This window comes from Oceanobacillus zhaokaii (assembly GCF_003352005.1).
Lineage (GTDB): Bacteria > Bacillota > Bacilli > Bacillales > Amphibacillaceae > Oceanobacillus > Oceanobacillus zhaokaii.
Genome location: NZ_CP024848.1, coordinates 149,186 through 166,351, shown reverse-complemented (window position 1 = coordinate 166,351; position 17,166 = coordinate 149,186). Strand labels below are relative to the sequence as shown.

Sequence of the window (17,166 nt, the reverse complement as noted above, 5' to 3'; positions counted from 1 at the left end):
GAGGCATTAAGATTTGGGATTCTAGATACAAACATGTTGCCCTGAAATAATATCCAAACCATTTCAGGGCATCATGTCAGATTATTTTGTTACTACTACTGCCTCGTCCTGCGCTTTTAAGCATAGCTCTGCTGCTTTAAATGCATGCTCTTGTGTCATTGCATTTTCTGTACGATTGATACAATCTTTAATCAATTCGCCAAAGAACGGGAAGCCTACCTCACCTGATAGAGAATAATGCTTCTCACCATCCTTGTTAACTAAATAGAGATGATCTCCTGTTTCTTCACGTGCTACATCCACATATTTACGAATCTCAATCGTTCCTTCAGTTCCCGTAATAAAGGTACGACCATCGCCCCAAGTACTCAGTCCATCTGGTGTGAACCAATCAACTTTAAAGAAGAATGTTGCACCGTTTTCTCCAACTAATGTTGCATCACCATAATCCTCTAATTCTGGATACTCTGGATTATTATAGTTTCCTACTTTACTATGTAACAGCTTTGCATCTTCATTCCCAGTAAAGTGTAAAAACTGTTCAATTTGGTGACTGCCAATATCACATAAGATACCGCCATATTGTTCCTTGTTGAAGAACCAATCAGGTCTAGTATCTGCGTTTAATCGATGTGGGCCAAATCCTGTCACTTGGATGACACGACCAATTACCCCGTCTTTAATTAATTGCCCTGCAAATACCGCACCTTCTACATGGAGTCGTTCACTGAAATATACCATGTATTTCTGTCCTGTACGCTTCACTACTTGCTTCGTTTCCTCTAATTGAGCAAGTGTTGTGAATGGCGTTTTGTCTGTGAAATAATCTTTACCAGCTTCCATTACTTTATTGCCTAGCGCGCTTCTTTCCGAGGGGATTGCTGCAGCTGCAACTAATTTAATCGAGTCATCGTTTAAGATTTGTTCCAATGACTCGGCAACCTCTACACCTGGGAATTGTTCGACAAAGGCTTTGACCTTTTCTTGGTCTGGGTCATATACCCATTTTAATGTTGCACCGGCTTCGACTAACCCGTTACACATTCCGTTAATATGACCGTGGTCTAATGCCGCTGCTGCTATTTGGAATTCTCCCTCTTTAACGACTGGATTTGGCTTCCCTTTTGGAGCATAATTCATTCCGTCTTTATTGCTCATTTTATCGACTCTCCTTGATTGATATTTTACATGAAAATAGAAATCGGCTTCTGACCGATTTCTATTCACTTCTATTTTTAAGTGGTCTATTGCAATCGATCTAAAGTGAGAACTAGTTTAATGTGCTAGGGCTCTTCGGCCGGTCGCTACAGAAATACACTTCGCTTTCCGCGGGGAGCTGGCGAGCCTCTTTGCGCTAACGCACTTCAGAGTCTCACCTAGGCTCTTCTTCCCGCAGGAGTCTTCGTGTATTTCTTCCGCTGGGATTGTGCAGTAATTAACAACAGAAGGATGGCAAACTCACTAACGATTGTCGTTAATTTAGCGCAAGGAACGGACATTCAAGTGATAAAAAACTACCAACCAAATTTCAAATCACAATTTTTTCTAGCTTGTACTTAATATCAACTGACAATTTTCATCCATCACTTACCTAACTAAGAAAGTAGACTATCTCACTCAAAAATAGAAACTATTTCTTAAAACCAGTCAGCATATCCTAATTTGCGTAGGTTTTCTGCTGATGTTTGTAGGCAGTCGAATGGGTCTCTTCCGTATGTGTCGTCTTGTTCAATTAGGAAGTATTGAGCACCACTCTCAAGTCCTGCTTCGATTACGCCTTTAATGTCGAGGTTTCCCTCGCCTACTTCAGCGAACTCTATTAAGTTTGTAAACTTATTGAAGAATTTGCCCATATCTTTAAGATCGTCTTCATTGACTTCTAGTTTGCCAATACGATAGTCCTTCAAGTGTAATAAAGCGATACGTCCTTTATATTCTTTTACAAATGTAATTGGGTTTACCCCAGCACGTTGAATCCAGTGAACATCTAATTCGAAACCAAGCTTCGATGTATTGTTTTTCATAATGTCTAATAAGAATTCTCCATCAAATTTTTGGAACTCGATATGATGTGTATGGTAATATAATTCAATTCCATGCTCTGCTAGTCTTTCTGCCATTGCTTCTGCTCGCTCGATGAATGCCAGGATTTGATCTTTATCACCCATTACGTTTAACGGAAGCATACCGATCCGAATGAAATTACAGTTTAATGTTTTACAGTCATTCACAATCTTATCGAAGTCATTGCTTAGTGTTTCCCCAGGTGCACCTGGCAGCATTGGTTCTAATCCAGCTGAAAGAGCAGCAATTTTAATGTCAAATTCTTCACTTGCTCGTTTTAATTCTGCAACGTTTTCTTCTGTCATTGGAATTTGCGATACTTCTACAGCACCGAAACCAAGTTCATGTAGCTTCTTCATCGTTTCATATGCACCGATTTCTTCTACTTTACCTTTAAGCATCATCATTTGTACGCCGATTTTACCTGTAGTCATTTGTATACCTCCATTTTAATTGTTTGTTTGATTTCCGAAGATCTGCGAATTGCACTTATCATTTCCATTGATGTTTGTGCATCTCTTGCATGGATATAATCCTGTGAATCTTCTTCAATACAAGTATAGAAATGATTGATTAGTTTAGAATGGCTTGCCCCATAGTAGAATTTCGCACCTGGCAGCTTCGCGTCCTCAATCACCTTTTCCTTTTTACCTTCTTCATTTGTTTTCGTGAGAACGCTATCTTTAATTGTTAATTTCCCTTTTTCGAGAATCACTTGAAATTCGACAGATGAATTGACTGCATTCGTTACAGTTGCAAAAAACAAACCAGTAGCACCATTTTTGAATTGGATATTTGCTGTTGCCGTATCTTCCACTTCATAACCGTAATCAACGAGATTGTCAATGGATCCTCTAATTGTGTCTACTTCTCCACCGATCAACTGCATCTGATCCAAAGTATGGATTGCCTGATTAATCATCACGCCTCCACCAGCCTGTCTCATAATGCCTCTCCACGGTTTTGCGTCGTAATATTCTTTTGCCCGGTACCACGTTACAAGCCCTTTTAGACCTGTAACTTTCCCATATTCGCCACTGTCGATCATTTCTTGCATTTTTTCAAAGGTTTCATTAAAGCGATTTTGGAAGGACACGCAGATTTTAACATCGGGATATTGTTCTTCAAGATCGACGATAAACATTCCTTCTTCTGCACTTCTAGCAAGTGGCTTCTCCTGAAATACATGAACACCATTTTCCACACATGCTTTAGTAGCTGGGTAGTGTTGATCATGTGGCAAACAAATATGAACACAGTCCAATTCTTCCTTCGCCAGCATCTCATGGTAATCCGTGTAGAAATTTACTCCTGGAACCGTGCTGCTTAATGTTTCATCAATATCACATACTGCAGCCAATGTTACATTTGGATTTTCCTGGATAACTGGTAAATGGATTTTAGAAATATCACCAAGTCCAATAACCGCGATATTTAGCATGGACTTAAGCCTCCTTTGAAAGCTAACCTATATCCAATGTGGACATAGGCTAACAGGTTCCTTATTTTTTAATTGGGTTAAGTTTTTCTTCTTCAATTTTCTTCTGTAATTCATCGAAGTATAGATCTTCATCTACTGGTAGTTCTACTTCCTTCCCTAACCAGCTTGAAAGATGGATTGCGTTTGCTAGTGCCACACCATTAATTCCATCGCTGCCAGGTGCAAGAAGTGGTGTGCCGTCTAAAATATTCGCTGCGAAGTTTTCCATAACAGCGGAATGCTGTGCACCCCATACACTTTCAAATTCGATAACTTCTTCCTCATAAAGGTCATCCGTGTCTCCACCCATGAAGATTTTTGCAACATCCATCATGCTCATTGTTGCACTCATTTCTGATTCTGGTTTTCTAAGACGCTTGATTGTTACTTTCTTACTATCATCAACAACAATTTTTCCGTTATCGCCATGAATCTCAAAGCGGTCTGTCCCCATGATGTCATGTGTAGCAGTAATGAATACACCTGTTGCTCCGTTACCATAATCAAGTAATGCAGTTACTTCATCTTCTACAGCAATATCACGTTGGTAGCCGTATTTCACGTTAGAATAAACCTTCTTCGGCATACCAGCAATCCATTGAAGCAAGTCAAGTTGATGTGGTGCTTGGTTTACAAGAACACCGCCGCCTTCACCTTCCCATGTTGCTCTCCATGCACTTTGATCATAATAACCTTGTGGTCTCCACCACGTAGTAATAATCCAGTTCGTACGACGGATTTTACCTATTTCACCATTATCAACAATTTGTTTTACTTTTTGGTACAATTCATTCGTTCTCTGGTTAAACATAATCCCGAATGTTAACTCCGGCTTCGTTGCTGCAAATTCATTTAATTCACGAACTTGTTTTGTATACACGCCTGCTGGTTTTTCTACTAATGCGTGAACATCTCTTTTCAGTGCTTCAATTCCCATTTCTGGATGTAAATAATGTGGAACACAAGTAACAACCGCATCAACATCGCCGCTTTCTAACATGTCAATGTAATTATCATAGAATGGAACATCTGGATATTTTTCCGCAGCAACAGCCTTCTTCTCTGGATCTGTATCACAGATAGCACCAATAACCATGTTTGGAACTTTTCCTTCTGCAATGAAACCTGCGTATGCTCCACCTTGCGCACCTAAACCGATAATACCTAATCTAACTTTGCTCATTTCTCATTCTCCTCACGATATATTTTTAAGCGTCCGTTACGATACTCCCTAGCCGTTACCCCTACACTCTCTCGAAAATAACGACTAAAATGTGGAACGCTTTCAAAGCCACATTCAATTGCTATATCTTTTAATGCTTTATCTGGCTCCATTTCCAGCAGGAATTTCACCTGTGTTATACGATAGCCCATGACATATTCCATCACTGTAAACCCTGTCATTTCCTTAAAAACATGGGAAACATAAGACTTACTTAAATTCAAAGCACCTGAAATAACTTCAATGCTTAGTTTTCGCATATAATTTTCTTGTATATACGAAACAATATTCTCTGCGTGCGTCGCCTTATCTGGCTTAGAGGTTTGCAATTTCTTTGATTCTGCTTGTCCAAGGCGGTTTACCAAAATCAGGATTTGTAATAATAATGCCTTCTGTTCTATTTCACCAGAACCGTCCTGCATATAAGAGGAGCGACTTACATCTGCTAAACGCTTAATAATCTGCTCTAATTCCTTTGATTCCTGGTTTTCCCTTGTACGAATTAAACAATGATGCAGTTTTTTAAATACATCCAATAAATGCAGTGCCCCAATTTCTTTCAGCATCCCTGTTATCCATTGTGGTGAAAATTGAATGATGCTGCGGATATATTCACTATTATTTGGGACATTCGGCTTATGAAGTGTCATTCCATCCATCAACAAAATATCCCCAGGCTCCAGATCATAAATTTGATTATGAATGAGATACCTGCAAGAGCCTCCGTGAAAGAAATAAATTTCATATTCCTGGTGTGAATGGTAATCCATATCCGGCCATTTCTCTTGAGCACGATAGATTGAAAGGATTGACTCATTCAAATCGATCATTCCTTTCTGATAGGAACTACCTTCATTTTAGAACAAAAAATCTGAAAAGTCATTACTTCACAATGTCGAAATTCAATCGATAATTATCTGTAAGTGCTTTATCTAAAACACGTTAAGATAATTATTTCTTATTAATAATCTTGCGCCATTCAAGATCTCCGCGATCCAAAGAACGAATAAATAATTCCGCTGACCCCATATTGGTTGCAAGTGGGATTGAATATACATCACTTAATCGCATAAGCGCCGATACGTCTGGTTCATGTGGCTGAGCTGTCAATGGGTCACGGAAGAAGATAATCATGTCCATATTATTTTCAGCAACCATTGCCCCAATTTGCTGGTCACCACCTAAAGGTCCTGATTGAAATCGTGTAACTGTCAACCCTGTGTTTTCAGCTATTCTTAGTCCTGTTGTTCCTGTTGCATACAATTCATGTTTTTCTAAAATGAATTTATATGCTTGTGTAAATCGAACCATATCATCCTTTTTCTCGTCATGTGCAATCAATGCTATTTTCATTTTCCTGTCACCTCATTAAATAAAATGTATCTATCGTTTGAAGGTTTGGTTTAGATGACAACCTTCATTTCACTCTATATTTAGAGCATATATTCCTTCATATCTATTAAAATTTATTCCCCTAAGCTCCTATCTTTTGCTATAATGTATTTAAATGGAGTATCGATGCCTTCAGAATTTTATATTTTAGTACTAATTTGTTCTCTATTTTTTGTAAACCCTTTCATCACATAGAACGGTTTAATTTGTGTAACAAACAAATAAAAAACAAAGCTACTGAATTTTTTCTTTACTCCAATTTTAAAACATAGGGGGTTAAATAGATGGTTACTGGTGATGGTGCATATATTAAAAAAATAAATAGAAGTCTTATCTTAAAAAACATCGTTCAACATGGCTTAATTTCACGAGCTGATTTATCAAAGACCATAGGCTTAAACAAAGCAACCGTTTCCGTTCAGGTTGCAGATCTATTACAAGAAGAATTGATTTATGAAACACAGCAAGAACATAATACAGTCGGCAGAAGACCAATCATGCTATCCATAAATAGCAAAGCTGGCTACGTTTTAGGTATCGACCTTGATCATCATTGTATTCAATTTACCGTCTCTGGGTTAAATGGTCAACCGATTCAATCGGATACAATTTATCCGGAAACAAATGATTATGATGAAATTGTTTCCTTGCTAGTCGTTCATATAAAACACTATGTGAGTCTATATTCTAACAGCCATTGCGGCTTAGTCGGTGTCATGATTGGTATCCATGGAACCGTCAATAATGATGAAAGTATTCTTTTTGTCCCTAAATATCAATGGCGCTATAAGAATCTTAAAGATGATCTTCAAGCGGAATTAACAGACCTCAATATTAATATTGAAAATAACGCGAACTTATCGGCATACGCTGAGAAAGTATACAAATATCATCAGAGCGATAACTTACTTACCATTATCTTAACTTCTGGAATTGGTGCCGGCATTATGATCGATGGCAAACTTCATAAAGGATATCACGGTTATGCTGGCGAAATGGGGCATATGATTATTGCTCCAGATGGCGAGCCTTGTAAATGTGGAAACCATGGATGCTGGGAGCGTTACTCCTCAGAAACGAGCCTATTAGAAGATTTAGCCATGAAATATAATAAGAAAAATTTAACCATTAATGATATTGAAATGTTTATTAAAAACAAGGATGATATCACAATACAACAAATAAAACAATTCATTCAACATTTGGCAATTGGCTTAAATAATATTATTAATTTATATAATCCAGAAACAATCGTCATCAACAGCAAGATATTACAGTTGTATCCGAACGCAGTTGAGGAAATTACAAGTCATTTCAGATCCTCTGTAAGCACATATCGCGAAATCGTATTATCAGATTTGGCCGATAATGCCTGTGTACTTGGAGCTTGTGCACTCCTAATTCAACGCTTTCTGGAGGTTCCAGAATTGACTTTTACTTTGAATGAAGAACATTTAGTTACAAGCTTAGTAAAATGAGTGATTAATGAGAACGCTACTTTAAAATAAAGTAGCGTTCTTTTTAGTTATCTATCAACAGACAAGGAAATATTATATTACCTCAGTACTATCCTTTGGCAATACTGGCCGCGTCCAGATCCAGCGCCCAGCGACTAGCGAGACTTCCCTCACCTCCGTACGATAAGTCAACATCGATTCGCTAAAGCTCATCGTGTTTCCTGTATCTCCTACGGCTCAGTCCAGTCCGTACGTCGCTAAACGGGCGCTTGCGCTTTTGTTCTTAGAACCAGTTCGTGTGGAATACGCCCTCTTTATCTTTGCGTTCGTACGTATGTGCACCGAAGTAGTCACGTTGTGCTTGAATTAAGTTAGCTGATAAATCTTCAGAACGATAGCTGTCATAGTAAGCGATCGCGCTTGCGAATGTTGGTACAGCAATACCATGTTTAATTGCTACGGATACAACTTCACGTAATGCTGATTGATATCCTTCAACGATCTCCTTGAAGTAAGGATCAAGCATTAAGTTTGCAAGAGCTGGTTCACGATCATATGCATCTTTAATCTTTTGCAGGAAGTTAGCACGGATGATACATCCACCACGCCAGATCATTGCGATATCACCGAATTGAAGATCCCAGTTGTTTTCTTCTGAAGCTGCACGCATCTGTGCGAAACCTTGTGCATAAGATACAATTTTACTCATATACAATGCTTTACGGATTGCTTCAACAAGTTCTTCACGGTTACCTTCGTATTTTTCAGCACTCGGTCCGCTTAATACTTTACTTGCTGCAACACGTTCATCCTTCAAGGAAGAAATGAAGCGAGCAAATACAGATTCAGTGATTAATGGAAGTGGAACACCTAAATCTAATGCATTTTTACTTGTCCATTTACCAGTACCTTTTTGTCCTGCTTTATCCATGATTACATCAACAAGTGCTTTCCCTGTTTCATCATCTTTCTTAGTGAAGATGTCAGCAGTAATCTCGATTAGGTAACTATCTAGTTCACCTTTATTCCATTCTGTAAATACTTCATGAAGCTCATCTGCTTCCATGCCAAGTACATGTTTCAAGATGAAGTATGCTTCAGAAATCAATTGCATATCACCGTATTCGATTCCGTTGTGTACCATTTTAACGAAATGTCCCGCACCGTTTGGCCCAATATATGTCACACATGGATCACCATCAACTTTTGCAGAAATAGCTTCAAAGATTGGTGCTACAAGTTCATAAGCTTCTTTTTGACCACCTGGCATCATAGAAGGTCCGTTAAGGGCTCCTTCTTCTCCACCAGAAACCCCTGTTCCAATGAAGTGAATACCAGTTTCGTCTAACATTTTATTACGACGGATAGTATCTTCGAATAGTGTATTACCACCATCAATTAAGATATCGCCTTTTTCAAGATATGGTTGTAATGATTCAATTGTTGCATCTGTTGCTGCACCAGCTTTAACCATAAGCAAAATTTTACGTGGTTTTTCTAAAGAGTTAACAAATTCCTCAATTGTTTTGCCACCAACAAAGTTCTTTCCTTTTGCTTCATTCGCAAGGAATGCTTCTGTTTTATCGTATGAACGGTTAAATACCGCTACAGAATATCCTCTGCTTTCAATGTTTAATGCTAAGTTTTTCCCCATTACCGCTAAACCAATTACACCAATTTGTTGTTTTGACATTGTCTAATTCATCCTTTGCTTAGTAACTTTATATAGCTAGCTTTATTATACCGAATATCGACTACAAATAAAAACTTCCTACAGTATTTTACATTTATTTCATATTGTGAAGAAGCGTTTTGCATTGTTGTAGCAAATATTTCTTACGTATGTTTCTAATAACTGCATATCTTTCGGCGCTTTTCCTTGTTCAACCCATGTTCCTAATAAATTACATAGAATTCTTCGGAAATACTCATGTCTTGGGAAGGAAAGGAAGCTTCTAGAGTCTGTTAGCATGCCGACAAAATTACTGATAAGTCCCATATTCGCTAACGTCTTCATTTGATCTTCCATACCGTCGATTGTATCGTTAAACCACCATGCTGTTCCAAATTGGACTTTACCAGGAATTTCATCTGTTTGGAAATTACCAGCCATTGCAGCAAGAATATCATTATCTCTTGCATTTAAGCTGTATAGAATCGTTTTTGGAAGCTTGTCATTAATATCCATTGCATCTAACAGACTTGAAAGCTTGCTCGCAAGTAAATTGTCGCCAATAGAGTCAAATCCTGCGTCTGGTCCAATTTTTCTAAACATGCGTGTACTGTTATTACGTAATGGGTTCATATGGAACTGCATTACCCAGCCTTTATCTGCATACAACTCACCTAATGTAACCATTGTATAGGTTTTAAACTGTTCAACTTCCTTTGCAGACAACGCTTCATTATTTAGACGCTTCTCAAAAATAGCAGATACTTCTTCTTTTGTTGCTGCTTCATAGAAAATCACATTAATTCCATGATCCGAGCTGCGGCAGCCATGTTCATCAAAGTAATCTACGCGACTTGCCAATCCATTTAAGAATGCTTCATAATTTTTAACAGAAGTGTTCGTTGCTTGTTCCAGCTTCTCAACCCAAGCAAGAAAATCATCATTTTCAATTGCTAATCCTTTATCAGGACGGAAAGAAGGAGAAACAGTAATCGAGAAGTCTTCCTTCGCTAATGCTTTATGTGCTTCTAGGTCATCTGTTGGGTCATCTGTGGTACCGACAAATTCGACATTTTTATTTTTTAATAATGCTCTCGTAGACAATTCTTTCGTTGCTAGCTTCGCGTTTGCAGCTTCCCAAATCGCTGGCGCTGACTTCTCATTTAAAAGCTCATCAATATCAAAGTAACGGAGCAATTCTAAATGGGTCCAGTGGTATAATGGATTACCTAAAGTGTTAGGTACAGTCTTTGCCCATGCAAGGAATTTCTCATAGTCACTCTTATTTCCAGTAATATAATCTTCACTAATCCCGTTAGCTCTCATTCCACGCCATTTATAATGGTCTCCTCCAAGCCACACTTCTGCTAAATTGGAGTAATTTTTATCTTCTAAGATTTCATATTGGTTCAAATGGTTATGATAATCTATGATCGGTAGATTTTTTGCTGTGTTATGAAAGAGTTCTCTGGCCGTTTCATTGTAAAGTAGAAAATCGTCTGTTATAAAAGTTTTCACTTTGATCAACCTCTCCCTTATAATATAAAATAGTTTGTCGCAACATTATATTATGTCCGATAAATTATTATTTTATCAGTTTAATTATTTGTTTACTAAACAAACTATTTATTGTATAGTATTAATAATATATGTAAACGTTTTATTTTTCAAGTGGAAATACTACTTTTTTTCAATTTATTTTTAAATTGAGGAGGATATTCATGAATACAGGGGATGCAAGCTATATAAAACAATTGAATAGAAGAATATTGATTGAGGAAATTATCAAAAATAGATCCCTGTCGAGAAGTGATTTGGCAAGGATTACTGGCTTGAATAAAGCTACCGTATCCGCACAAGTAAGTGATTTAATTGCTGAAAAAATCGTAATGGAGAAGAAAGAAGGCGAATCGATTACTCGTGGTAGAAAGCCAATCCTTCTCGAATTAAATGCAAACGGGGCCTTTAGTATCGGGATTGATATCGTCGAGGATTATATCAATATTATCTTTATGAATTTAAAGGGAGAAGCATTCCATAAGGTGCGAATAACACTTCAGGATGCGGTTCTAGAGTATGCAGTAGATCAATTAATTGTAACAATTACACCTTTAATTGAAAAATTCAAGAAGGATTACCAGCCAAACGGGCTTGTCGGCATAAGTGTCGGCATCCATGGTATCGTGAACGATAAGGAGGAAATTATTTTCACTCCAAAACAGAAGTGGTCCAACATTAATATAAAGGATCGACTCGAGGAAGCATTACAAACCACTGTCTATATTGATAATAATGCGAACTTAAGTGTCTTCGCAGAACAAGCTTTTGACGATCCAATCGCAGACCTGTTTTGTATTACATTATATTCAGGGATTGGATTAGGAATTATCAATGAAAATAAAATCTATCGCGGTTACCAAGGCTTTGCTGGAGAAATAGGGCATATGGTTGTTGAATCGAAGGGCTTACCTTGCTCTTGTGGCAATACAGGCTGCTGGGAGTTATATGCCTCAGAACGGGCATTATTGGAAGCTTTGGAAAAAGCCGATTCCCCTACTTCTCTTCAAGCGACCAGCAAAGTATTGCCTGCTAGTGAGAATTCAGCAATGGCCATAGATTCCTACCTCGATTATCTAGCGGTTGGCATCAATAATATTATTAATATCTTTAATCCAGAAAAGATTATTCTTAATGGTGCCATAATAAATGGAAATTCTCCTTTTATTACAGAAATCGAGCATAAACTTAAGTCAAAAATTAATAATTACCGTGAAATTAGAGCTTCCAGGTTAGGGGAATATTCCTGTGCTTTAGGTGGAGCGGCATTCGTAATTAAGAATTTTTTCGGTGTGAATAAAATTGATTATACTGGATATGAATACTTTACTTCTATTTATGATGTGTGAGGCAGCTTGATAAGCTGTCTCTTTTTATTCTATTTCAAGGTTATCGATTAATAATATATACTGCGAACTTACGTATGAGCAATTGTTCTCTGTCCGTTCGCTTTGAAAATACACTTCGCTTTCCACGGGGAGATAACTACATTGCTCTTATGTCGGCGTTTTATTATGCTTCAATTATCTTTCAAATGAGTGAATAAATAAAAGTATTCCCCATTAATTAATATAGTTAACAGGGAATGGATAATCTCCTTACTGCCGTTTCTTCGTTTTCTTATTATTATATTTCTCTTCAGGTGTTAATGGCTCATTTGCAAATTCATGATCAAATTCCTTTGATAAATTTTTCCGCACCGCTTGCTCGTCACTAACATTTCCAGTTAATTTATTCTTAGAATCCTTGCTCATTAGTTACACCTCCATGAACACTAGTGTGCCACGTATCGTCTGGAGTATGTATCCAATAATTAAATCTAAAGAACAAACTCATCTATACCTTATTCTTCTTTTGCGATTCCTTTATCTCCGTCAACAATTCAACAATTCAATCATGCACTCATTTTGGTTGACGATAGACTTTAAGCTATTTTCTATTATACTTGTAGATATGAAAATAATGACAAATATTGCAGCTAAAACTAGAATCCCCATTTTAATTTCCCCCATATTCTTAGCATGTTCACTTTATTTGCTATAAGAATGGCCAATACTTAAGTGTCTCAGCATCACCTGACAAGGTGCTAATGATTCAACATTAAACCTTCCGCAACCATTATTTGCTTACTTACCATTACGACGGTGTAAATAATCAATTCTACTATTCACTCTCTCGAGGTGCAGCTAATAACGAATGGTATATTTACTTATTCCAACTACTTTAGAAAACTCCCCTTTTTTCATCATCTCACCACTTTACTATATAAATAAAAAGGCCATTACAATGATTATAATATGAACGATAAATCATAGAATATGATGGCTGTACGTTAGATGACCATTTACAACTAATCCCACAGCAATCGTAACGACATGTAGACCAATTCAGGCAATAATAAATACAGTGAGTATCATATCCTAATTGTGGATAAATAATAAGGAAAACATCATAACGGATACTACAATGAACAAGAAATGATTCACGTGGAACGCTGTTGTAATCACCTGACTGACACTAGCAATAATCGTTAATAACGCATACAATGCAATGTTGATATAAACAAACCATACCATTTCAATCACTTGCGTCTTTTACCCTAACTATAAAAGATGGATGTAACCCCAGGTCAATACTTCAGTTGCATGCATTTATGCAGTGACTAATCTATTATAGATTTAATGACTTTTATCCCAAAGAGTGCTGATTCGTAAGTATTGTTCAATCAATGCACTTTCCGATAGGCAGCATCTAAATGTGAATCCAGTAAGACAGAAATGTTCTATTTGCTGTCCTTTTAGAAATATATATAATTAATTGGAAATTACTTTTATTCTAACTTGTATTTTACTCATTTTAATTAGATACTAAAAGTAATAGGAAATATTATCTATACATATGTATATTTTTAGTAAGAGGGGAACTATTACATGGAATCAATAGCGGGATTTTTTCGGAAAACAGGTGTTAAACGAACGATTATTTTTGGATTGATTATTCTTATCCTTTTTAGTGTTAGGAGTATGATGAATCTCATTCTGCTAACCTTTATTTTTTCATTTTTAATGAATGGGCTTGTTAAATTCACGACTGCACGTATTAAGCTAAATCGAACAATACTCATATTATTGCTATATGCGTTCATTGTCAGCCTGCTAACGGTCGGAATTGTGAAGTATTTACCGGTAATTACAATCGAAATCAGTCAATTGATTCGACAAATTTCCAATTTCTCATTTAAGTCGTATGATAATGCTATCGTTAACTTCATTGAATCGATTATTGCAAGCAATCAAATTACCGCTTATTTAGAAGATGGCTTCTCATTTCTTTTAAAGTCATTCTCAGATATTAGCAAAACGAGTGTCCAAGTGTTAATTGCTTTATTACTTAGCTTGTTTTTCCTTCTCGAAAAGCCACGATTGCTGGAATTCACTGGCAAGTTTAAACATAGTAAGATTGCTCCATTTTATCGAGAAATCGAATACTTTGGCAGAAAATTTTCACGCACATTCGGAAAGGTAATTGAAGCACAGTTCATAATTGCGCTCATTAACACATTCCTAACAGTGATTGTATTAATGATTCTTGGATTCCCGCAAATTATAGGATTGTCAATCATGGTTTTCTTCTTAGGGCTTATTCCTGTCGCAGGCGTTATTATTTCACTTATTCCTCTAACGCTTATTGCATTTACAATTGGAGGATTCTTAACCGTAATTTACTTATTCGTTGCAATTATGATTATCCATGCAATTGAAGCATACATTTTAAATCCAAAGTTAATGTCATCGAAAACGGATTTACCTGTATTTTATACATTTATCGTCCTTATTTTCTCGCAGCATTTCTTTGGCGTCTGGGGATTGATTATCGGAATTCCAGTGTTTGTGTTTCTACTTGATATACTAGATGTTACTGATAAACCTGCGGAAAGCCTGAATAACAGTGAAGATAAAGAAGCAATATAAATTACAGAGTTTTTCTGCTAAGTTTGTTAGATATATGTTATGATAAATAAGAATAATCAAATACGTTTCTGCTAGGGGTGCCTATTTAAGGCTGAGATTAAAGAGTTCTTTAAGACCCTTGGAACCTGATCTGGTTTATACCAGCGGAGGGAAGTGGAAAGTCGCCGATTCTATCATTTGATAACTTCTCAGTTTTTGAATTTGTTCAGGAATTGAATCAGATAGCACGCGCATCCATTTCCTCCACCAACAGTCGGAAACGATAAGTTAGGGGAGGAATTTTTAATGAAATTTTCTGAGTCACTAAGAGAGGAAACAAAGCAAAGTTGGGATTTAAGCTTGAACCATCCTTTTGTACAAGGCATCGTCAATGGCGATTTGCCACTCGAAACATTCAAGAATTATATAATGCAAGACATTTACTATTTAAAACATTACGGAAAAATACACGCATTTGCCGCAGCACATGCTGATGATTTTAGTGTATCTGCAAAGTTAGCTGAAAAGGCAAAAAATACAGCCCAGGCAGAGCTCACTGTTCATAAGGAACATGCGGCAATCTTAAACATTACCGATATAGATATAAAGCATTTCAAACCAGCTCCAACTGCATACGCCTATACATCACATATGTACCGAGCCGCTCTATCGGGCAGTCTAGGACAAATAATAGCTTCTATGCTGCCATGTTACTGGTTATACGCAGATATTGGCATGAAAAATAAAAATGCTAAACCAAAGGAAAAAATATACGACAACTGGATTCAAATGTATGCAAGTGACTGGTTTCAAGAGTCTACTAAGGAAATGGTAGACCTATTAGATGAACTTGCAGCAGAAGCAAGTGACATTGAAAAAGAAAAGATGAAAGAGCAATTTATCATCGCAAAAGAATACGAACTTGCCTTTTGGGAAATGGCTTACACCTTTGAAACATGGCTGTCAGAACGGAAGCAGGTGGAAACTTCTTTTTAAAATATAGTTTTCAATGTGATAGATCCCGTTCAAGAAATCGATAAGAAAATATGGCCGGTTGAAGACCCCTAAATTAATCGAAATTATATGATATGAATAATTTTTTATGGAAATAGAAGCATTATAAGCATCGTAATAAGCGCCAGACAAACCCCATCTACTAATGCAGGGCGGGTTTGTTTGGCGCTTACTCATTTACAGTCTTCAAAAAATCCTGTTGTTTTAGTTTCATATGATTGGCGTTTCAGCTAATTGTTAGCAACGGAGCCTTTCTACAGATAACAACAGTTAGCTCTTCACTTATTCCCCGTATCGAATGAATTCAATCTTGCAGTTAACTAGCGAACGGATTTTTAATCAAAAACCTGGTACATTTTATCCGGGAAATCAATAAATGGATTACGATTTCCCTGAATATCATGGATTGATTGGTTACGGTGTTTTTCATAAAGCTTGGGTGGGAATTGCTGGTGCCATTCCAGAAGCAGTTTGGTGTCGATGGTTTCTTTATGGACATTTTCTATTTCATCCTGGTATCTAATCATAAAATACAGCATCGCCCTCGCCACTGTTCCTTTTCCATACTCAGGTTCAAATAACCCCTCTTCGGCCTTTCCACACTCATCTTCAACCCGTTTGATTCCAGCATTTTCGGGTGCATAATCGGAAAAATCATGATAGGGATAGTTACTCCGTATCGAATTACAGCCAGGATCACAGGTGAATAAATGATGAATATCCCCACGCATCGGCTCTTGTTCATTGAACCATGATTGTGGCACTACATGTTCACAGTTAAAAGGAAAAGCAATTGCAACTTTTCGAAGCTGATCCTCTCCCGCAGTTTGCGCAGATGTCAGCTTGCTGAGCCGATCCATACGTTTTAATACCGCTTGAAAATCCTTTTTTATGACATCTTCCGGGTTTCGCTCTTCCCCGGAATAAACACTCTTAAGGTTTCCATCCGGTACAAATCCACCCATGGATAGACATACTCGGTTGGTTTATACCGTACTTGATTGGTATGCGTTTCCTTAAGAAGCTTCTTAAGGAATTCAATTACCTGATCATCTTTAAAATCAATTCCGCAATAATATTGTTCCACAGCTTCCTGATCTTTTTCCTCATCAAAATAATTTTTCTCGTTTTCTTTCATCATCTTCTTCATCTCTCTGTGTTTAGAAAGAATCGCATCAAATTGCCTGTAATCTGTTATTTTTTCTGGAAGCAGGTCTCCTTGTTGTTTACCGGTAAAATTCATCTTACGTACCTCCTGATTTAAAAGATATTAGTTCCTCAGCTGCACGTACAACAAGATCTTTATTAACAGTCGTACCATCAGGGTCCTTCCCAATGATAAGGTTACACTCTTAAAG

At 37.1% G+C, this 17,166-nt stretch carries 16 protein-coding genes and 1 riboswitch; of the genes, 4 read left to right on the top strand and 12 right to left on the bottom strand.

Annotation, left to right across the window (positions count from 1 at the left end):
* Positions 1-81 precede the first annotated feature (81 nt).
* The 6 genes from CUC15_RS00900 to mgsA all read right to left on the bottom strand — a co-directional run bounded on the left by CUC15_RS00900 (position 82) and on the right by mgsA (position 6,119).
* On the bottom strand, positions 82-1,158 hold the full coding sequence (locus CUC15_RS00900; protein ID WP_114914934.1) for a Gfo/Idh/MocA family protein: 1,077 nt from the start codon (positions 1,156-1,158) through the stop codon (positions 82-84).
* Between the two features lie 479 nt (positions 1,159-1,637).
* Positions 1,638-2,498 carry a sugar phosphate isomerase/epimerase family protein gene (locus tag CUC15_RS00895; protein ID WP_114914933.1) on the bottom strand — a complete coding sequence of 287 codons (861 nt, stop codon included), beginning with the start codon at positions 2,496-2,498 and terminating at the stop codon, positions 1,638-1,640.
* Positions 2,495-3,505, bottom strand: a complete 1,011-nt coding sequence (locus CUC15_RS00890; protein WP_114914932.1) for a Gfo/Idh/MocA family protein — start codon at positions 3,503-3,505, stop codon at positions 2,495-2,497. Before CUC15_RS00890 ends, CUC15_RS00895 begins: the two co-directional genes overlap by 4 nt.
* A 61-nt stretch (positions 3,506-3,566) precedes the next feature.
* Positions 3,567-4,727 carry a Gfo/Idh/MocA family protein gene (locus CUC15_RS00885; RefSeq protein ID WP_114914931.1) on the bottom strand — a complete coding sequence of 387 codons (1,161 nt, stop codon included), beginning with the start codon at positions 4,725-4,727 and terminating at the stop codon, positions 3,567-3,569.
* On the bottom strand, positions 4,724-5,587 hold the full coding sequence (locus tag CUC15_RS00880) for an AraC family transcriptional regulator (RefSeq protein WP_162800242.1): 864 nt from the start codon (positions 5,585-5,587) through the stop codon (positions 4,724-4,726). Before CUC15_RS00880 ends, CUC15_RS00885 begins: the two co-directional genes overlap by 4 nt.
* A 130-nt stretch (positions 5,588-5,717) precedes the next feature.
* A complete protein-coding gene (gene mgsA / locus CUC15_RS00875; RefSeq protein ID WP_114914929.1) occupies positions 5,718-6,119 on the bottom strand; it encodes a methylglyoxal synthase in 402 nt (133 codons plus the stop codon).
* Positions 6,120-6,442: 323 nt separating this feature from the next.
* Here mgsA and CUC15_RS00870 point away from each other — a divergent pair, with 323 nt between their 5' ends.
* Positions 6,443-7,636, top strand: a complete 1,194-nt coding sequence (locus tag CUC15_RS00870) for an ROK family transcriptional regulator (protein ID WP_114914928.1) — start codon at positions 6,443-6,445, stop codon at positions 7,634-7,636.
* A 262-nt stretch (positions 7,637-7,898) separates the two neighbouring features.
* On the opposite strand, the gene gndA is transcribed toward CUC15_RS00870, so the two are convergent.
* A complete protein-coding gene (gndA, locus tag CUC15_RS00865) occupies positions 7,899-9,308 on the bottom strand; it encodes an NADP-dependent phosphogluconate dehydrogenase (RefSeq protein ID WP_114914927.1) in 1,410 nt (469 codons plus the stop codon).
* A gap of 99 nt (positions 9,309-9,407) precedes the next feature.
* Positions 9,408-10,805 (bottom strand): glucuronate isomerase, encoded by a 1,398-nt coding sequence (gene uxaC, locus CUC15_RS00860; RefSeq protein ID WP_114914926.1) that lies wholly within the window; start codon positions 10,803-10,805, stop codon positions 9,408-9,410.
* 203 nt (positions 10,806-11,008) lie between these two features.
* Between uxaC and CUC15_RS00855 the strand changes: the two genes are divergently transcribed.
* Positions 11,009-12,193, top strand: a complete 1,185-nt coding sequence (locus CUC15_RS00855) for an ROK family transcriptional regulator (RefSeq protein ID WP_114914925.1) — start codon at positions 11,009-11,011, stop codon at positions 12,191-12,193.
* A 249-nt stretch (positions 12,194-12,442) separates the two neighbouring features.
* On the opposite strand, the gene sspO is transcribed toward CUC15_RS00855, so the two are convergent.
* Both sspO and CUC15_RS19975 read right to left on the bottom strand, forming a co-directional pair.
* The gene (gene sspO / locus CUC15_RS00850) at positions 12,443-12,598 is read right to left on the bottom strand and encodes a small acid-soluble spore protein SspO (protein ID WP_114914924.1); all 156 of its coding nucleotides are present in this window, start codon (positions 12,596-12,598) and stop codon (positions 12,443-12,445) included.
* Between the two features lie 666 nt (positions 12,599-13,264).
* Complete coding sequence (locus tag CUC15_RS19975; protein WP_162800241.1) at positions 13,265-13,429, bottom strand: hypothetical protein; 165 nt, start codon at positions 13,427-13,429, stop codon at positions 13,265-13,267.
* A gap of 345 nt (positions 13,430-13,774) precedes the next feature.
* Here CUC15_RS19975 and CUC15_RS00845 point away from each other — a divergent pair, with 345 nt between their 5' ends.
* On the top strand, positions 13,775-14,815 hold the full coding sequence (locus CUC15_RS00845) for an AI-2E family transporter (protein ID WP_114914923.1): 1,041 nt from the start codon (positions 13,775-13,777) through the stop codon (positions 14,813-14,815).
* A gap of 63 nt (positions 14,816-14,878) precedes the next feature.
* Positions 14,879-14,984: riboswitch (TPP riboswitch) on the top strand.
* Between the two features lie 116 nt (positions 14,985-15,100).
* On the top strand, positions 15,101-15,790 hold the full coding sequence (gene tenA / locus CUC15_RS00840; RefSeq protein WP_114914922.1) for a thiaminase II: 690 nt from the start codon (positions 15,101-15,103) through the stop codon (positions 15,788-15,790).
* Positions 15,791-16,143: 353 nt separating this feature from the next.
* On the opposite strand, the gene CUC15_RS00835 is transcribed toward tenA, so the two are convergent.
* Positions 16,144-16,773 carry an endonuclease I family protein gene (locus CUC15_RS00835; protein WP_242985914.1) on the bottom strand — a complete coding sequence of 210 codons (630 nt, stop codon included), beginning with the start codon at positions 16,771-16,773 and terminating at the stop codon, positions 16,144-16,146.
* On the bottom strand, positions 16,698-17,051 hold the full coding sequence (locus CUC15_RS20325; protein WP_242985913.1) for a hypothetical protein: 354 nt from the start codon (positions 17,049-17,051) through the stop codon (positions 16,698-16,700). Before CUC15_RS20325 ends, CUC15_RS00835 begins: the two co-directional genes overlap by 76 nt.
* Positions 17,052-17,166 lie beyond the last annotated feature (115 nt).

Bases quoted from the DNA above. Each gene is read 5' to 3' on its own strand.
- CUC15_RS00900 (WP_114914934.1), bottom strand. From the start codon at position 1,158: ATGAGCAATAAAGACGGAATGAATTATGCTCCAAAAGGGAAGCCAAAT.
- CUC15_RS00895 (WP_114914933.1), bottom strand. From the start codon at position 2,498: ATGACTACAGGTAAAATCGGCGTACAAATGATGATGCTTAAAGGTAAA.
- CUC15_RS00890 (WP_114914932.1), bottom strand. From the start codon at position 3,505: ATGCTAAATATCGCGGTTATTGGACTTGGTGATATTTCTAAAATCCAT.
- CUC15_RS00885 (WP_114914931.1), bottom strand. From the start codon at position 4,727: ATGAGCAAAGTTAGATTAGGTATTATCGGTTTAGGTGCGCAAGGTGGA.
- mgsA (WP_114914929.1), bottom strand. From the start codon at position 6,119: ATGAAAATAGCATTGATTGCACATGACGAGAAAAAGGATGATATGGTT.
- CUC15_RS00870 (WP_114914928.1), top strand. From the start codon at position 6,443: ATGGTTACTGGTGATGGTGCATATATTAAAAAAATAAATAGAAGTCTT.
- gndA (WP_114914927.1), bottom strand. From the start codon at position 9,308: ATGTCAAAACAACAAATTGGTGTAATTGGTTTAGCGGTAATGGGGAAA.
- CUC15_RS00855 (WP_114914925.1), top strand. From the start codon at position 11,009: ATGAATACAGGGGATGCAAGCTATATAAAACAATTGAATAGAAGAATA.
- sspO (WP_114914924.1), bottom strand. From the start codon at position 12,598: ATGAGCAAGGATTCTAAGAATAAATTAACTGGAAATGTTAGTGACGAG.
- CUC15_RS00845 (WP_114914923.1), top strand. From the start codon at position 13,775: ATGGAATCAATAGCGGGATTTTTTCGGAAAACAGGTGTTAAACGAACG.
- tenA (WP_114914922.1), top strand. From the start codon at position 15,101: ATGAAATTTTCTGAGTCACTAAGAGAGGAAACAAAGCAAAGTTGGGAT.
- CUC15_RS00835 (WP_242985914.1), bottom strand. From the start codon at position 16,773: ATGGGTGGATTTGTACCGGATGGAAACCTTAAGAGTGTTTATTCCGGG.
- CUC15_RS20325 (WP_242985913.1), bottom strand. From the start codon at position 17,051: ATGAATTTTACCGGTAAACAACAAGGAGACCTGCTTCCAGAAAAAATA.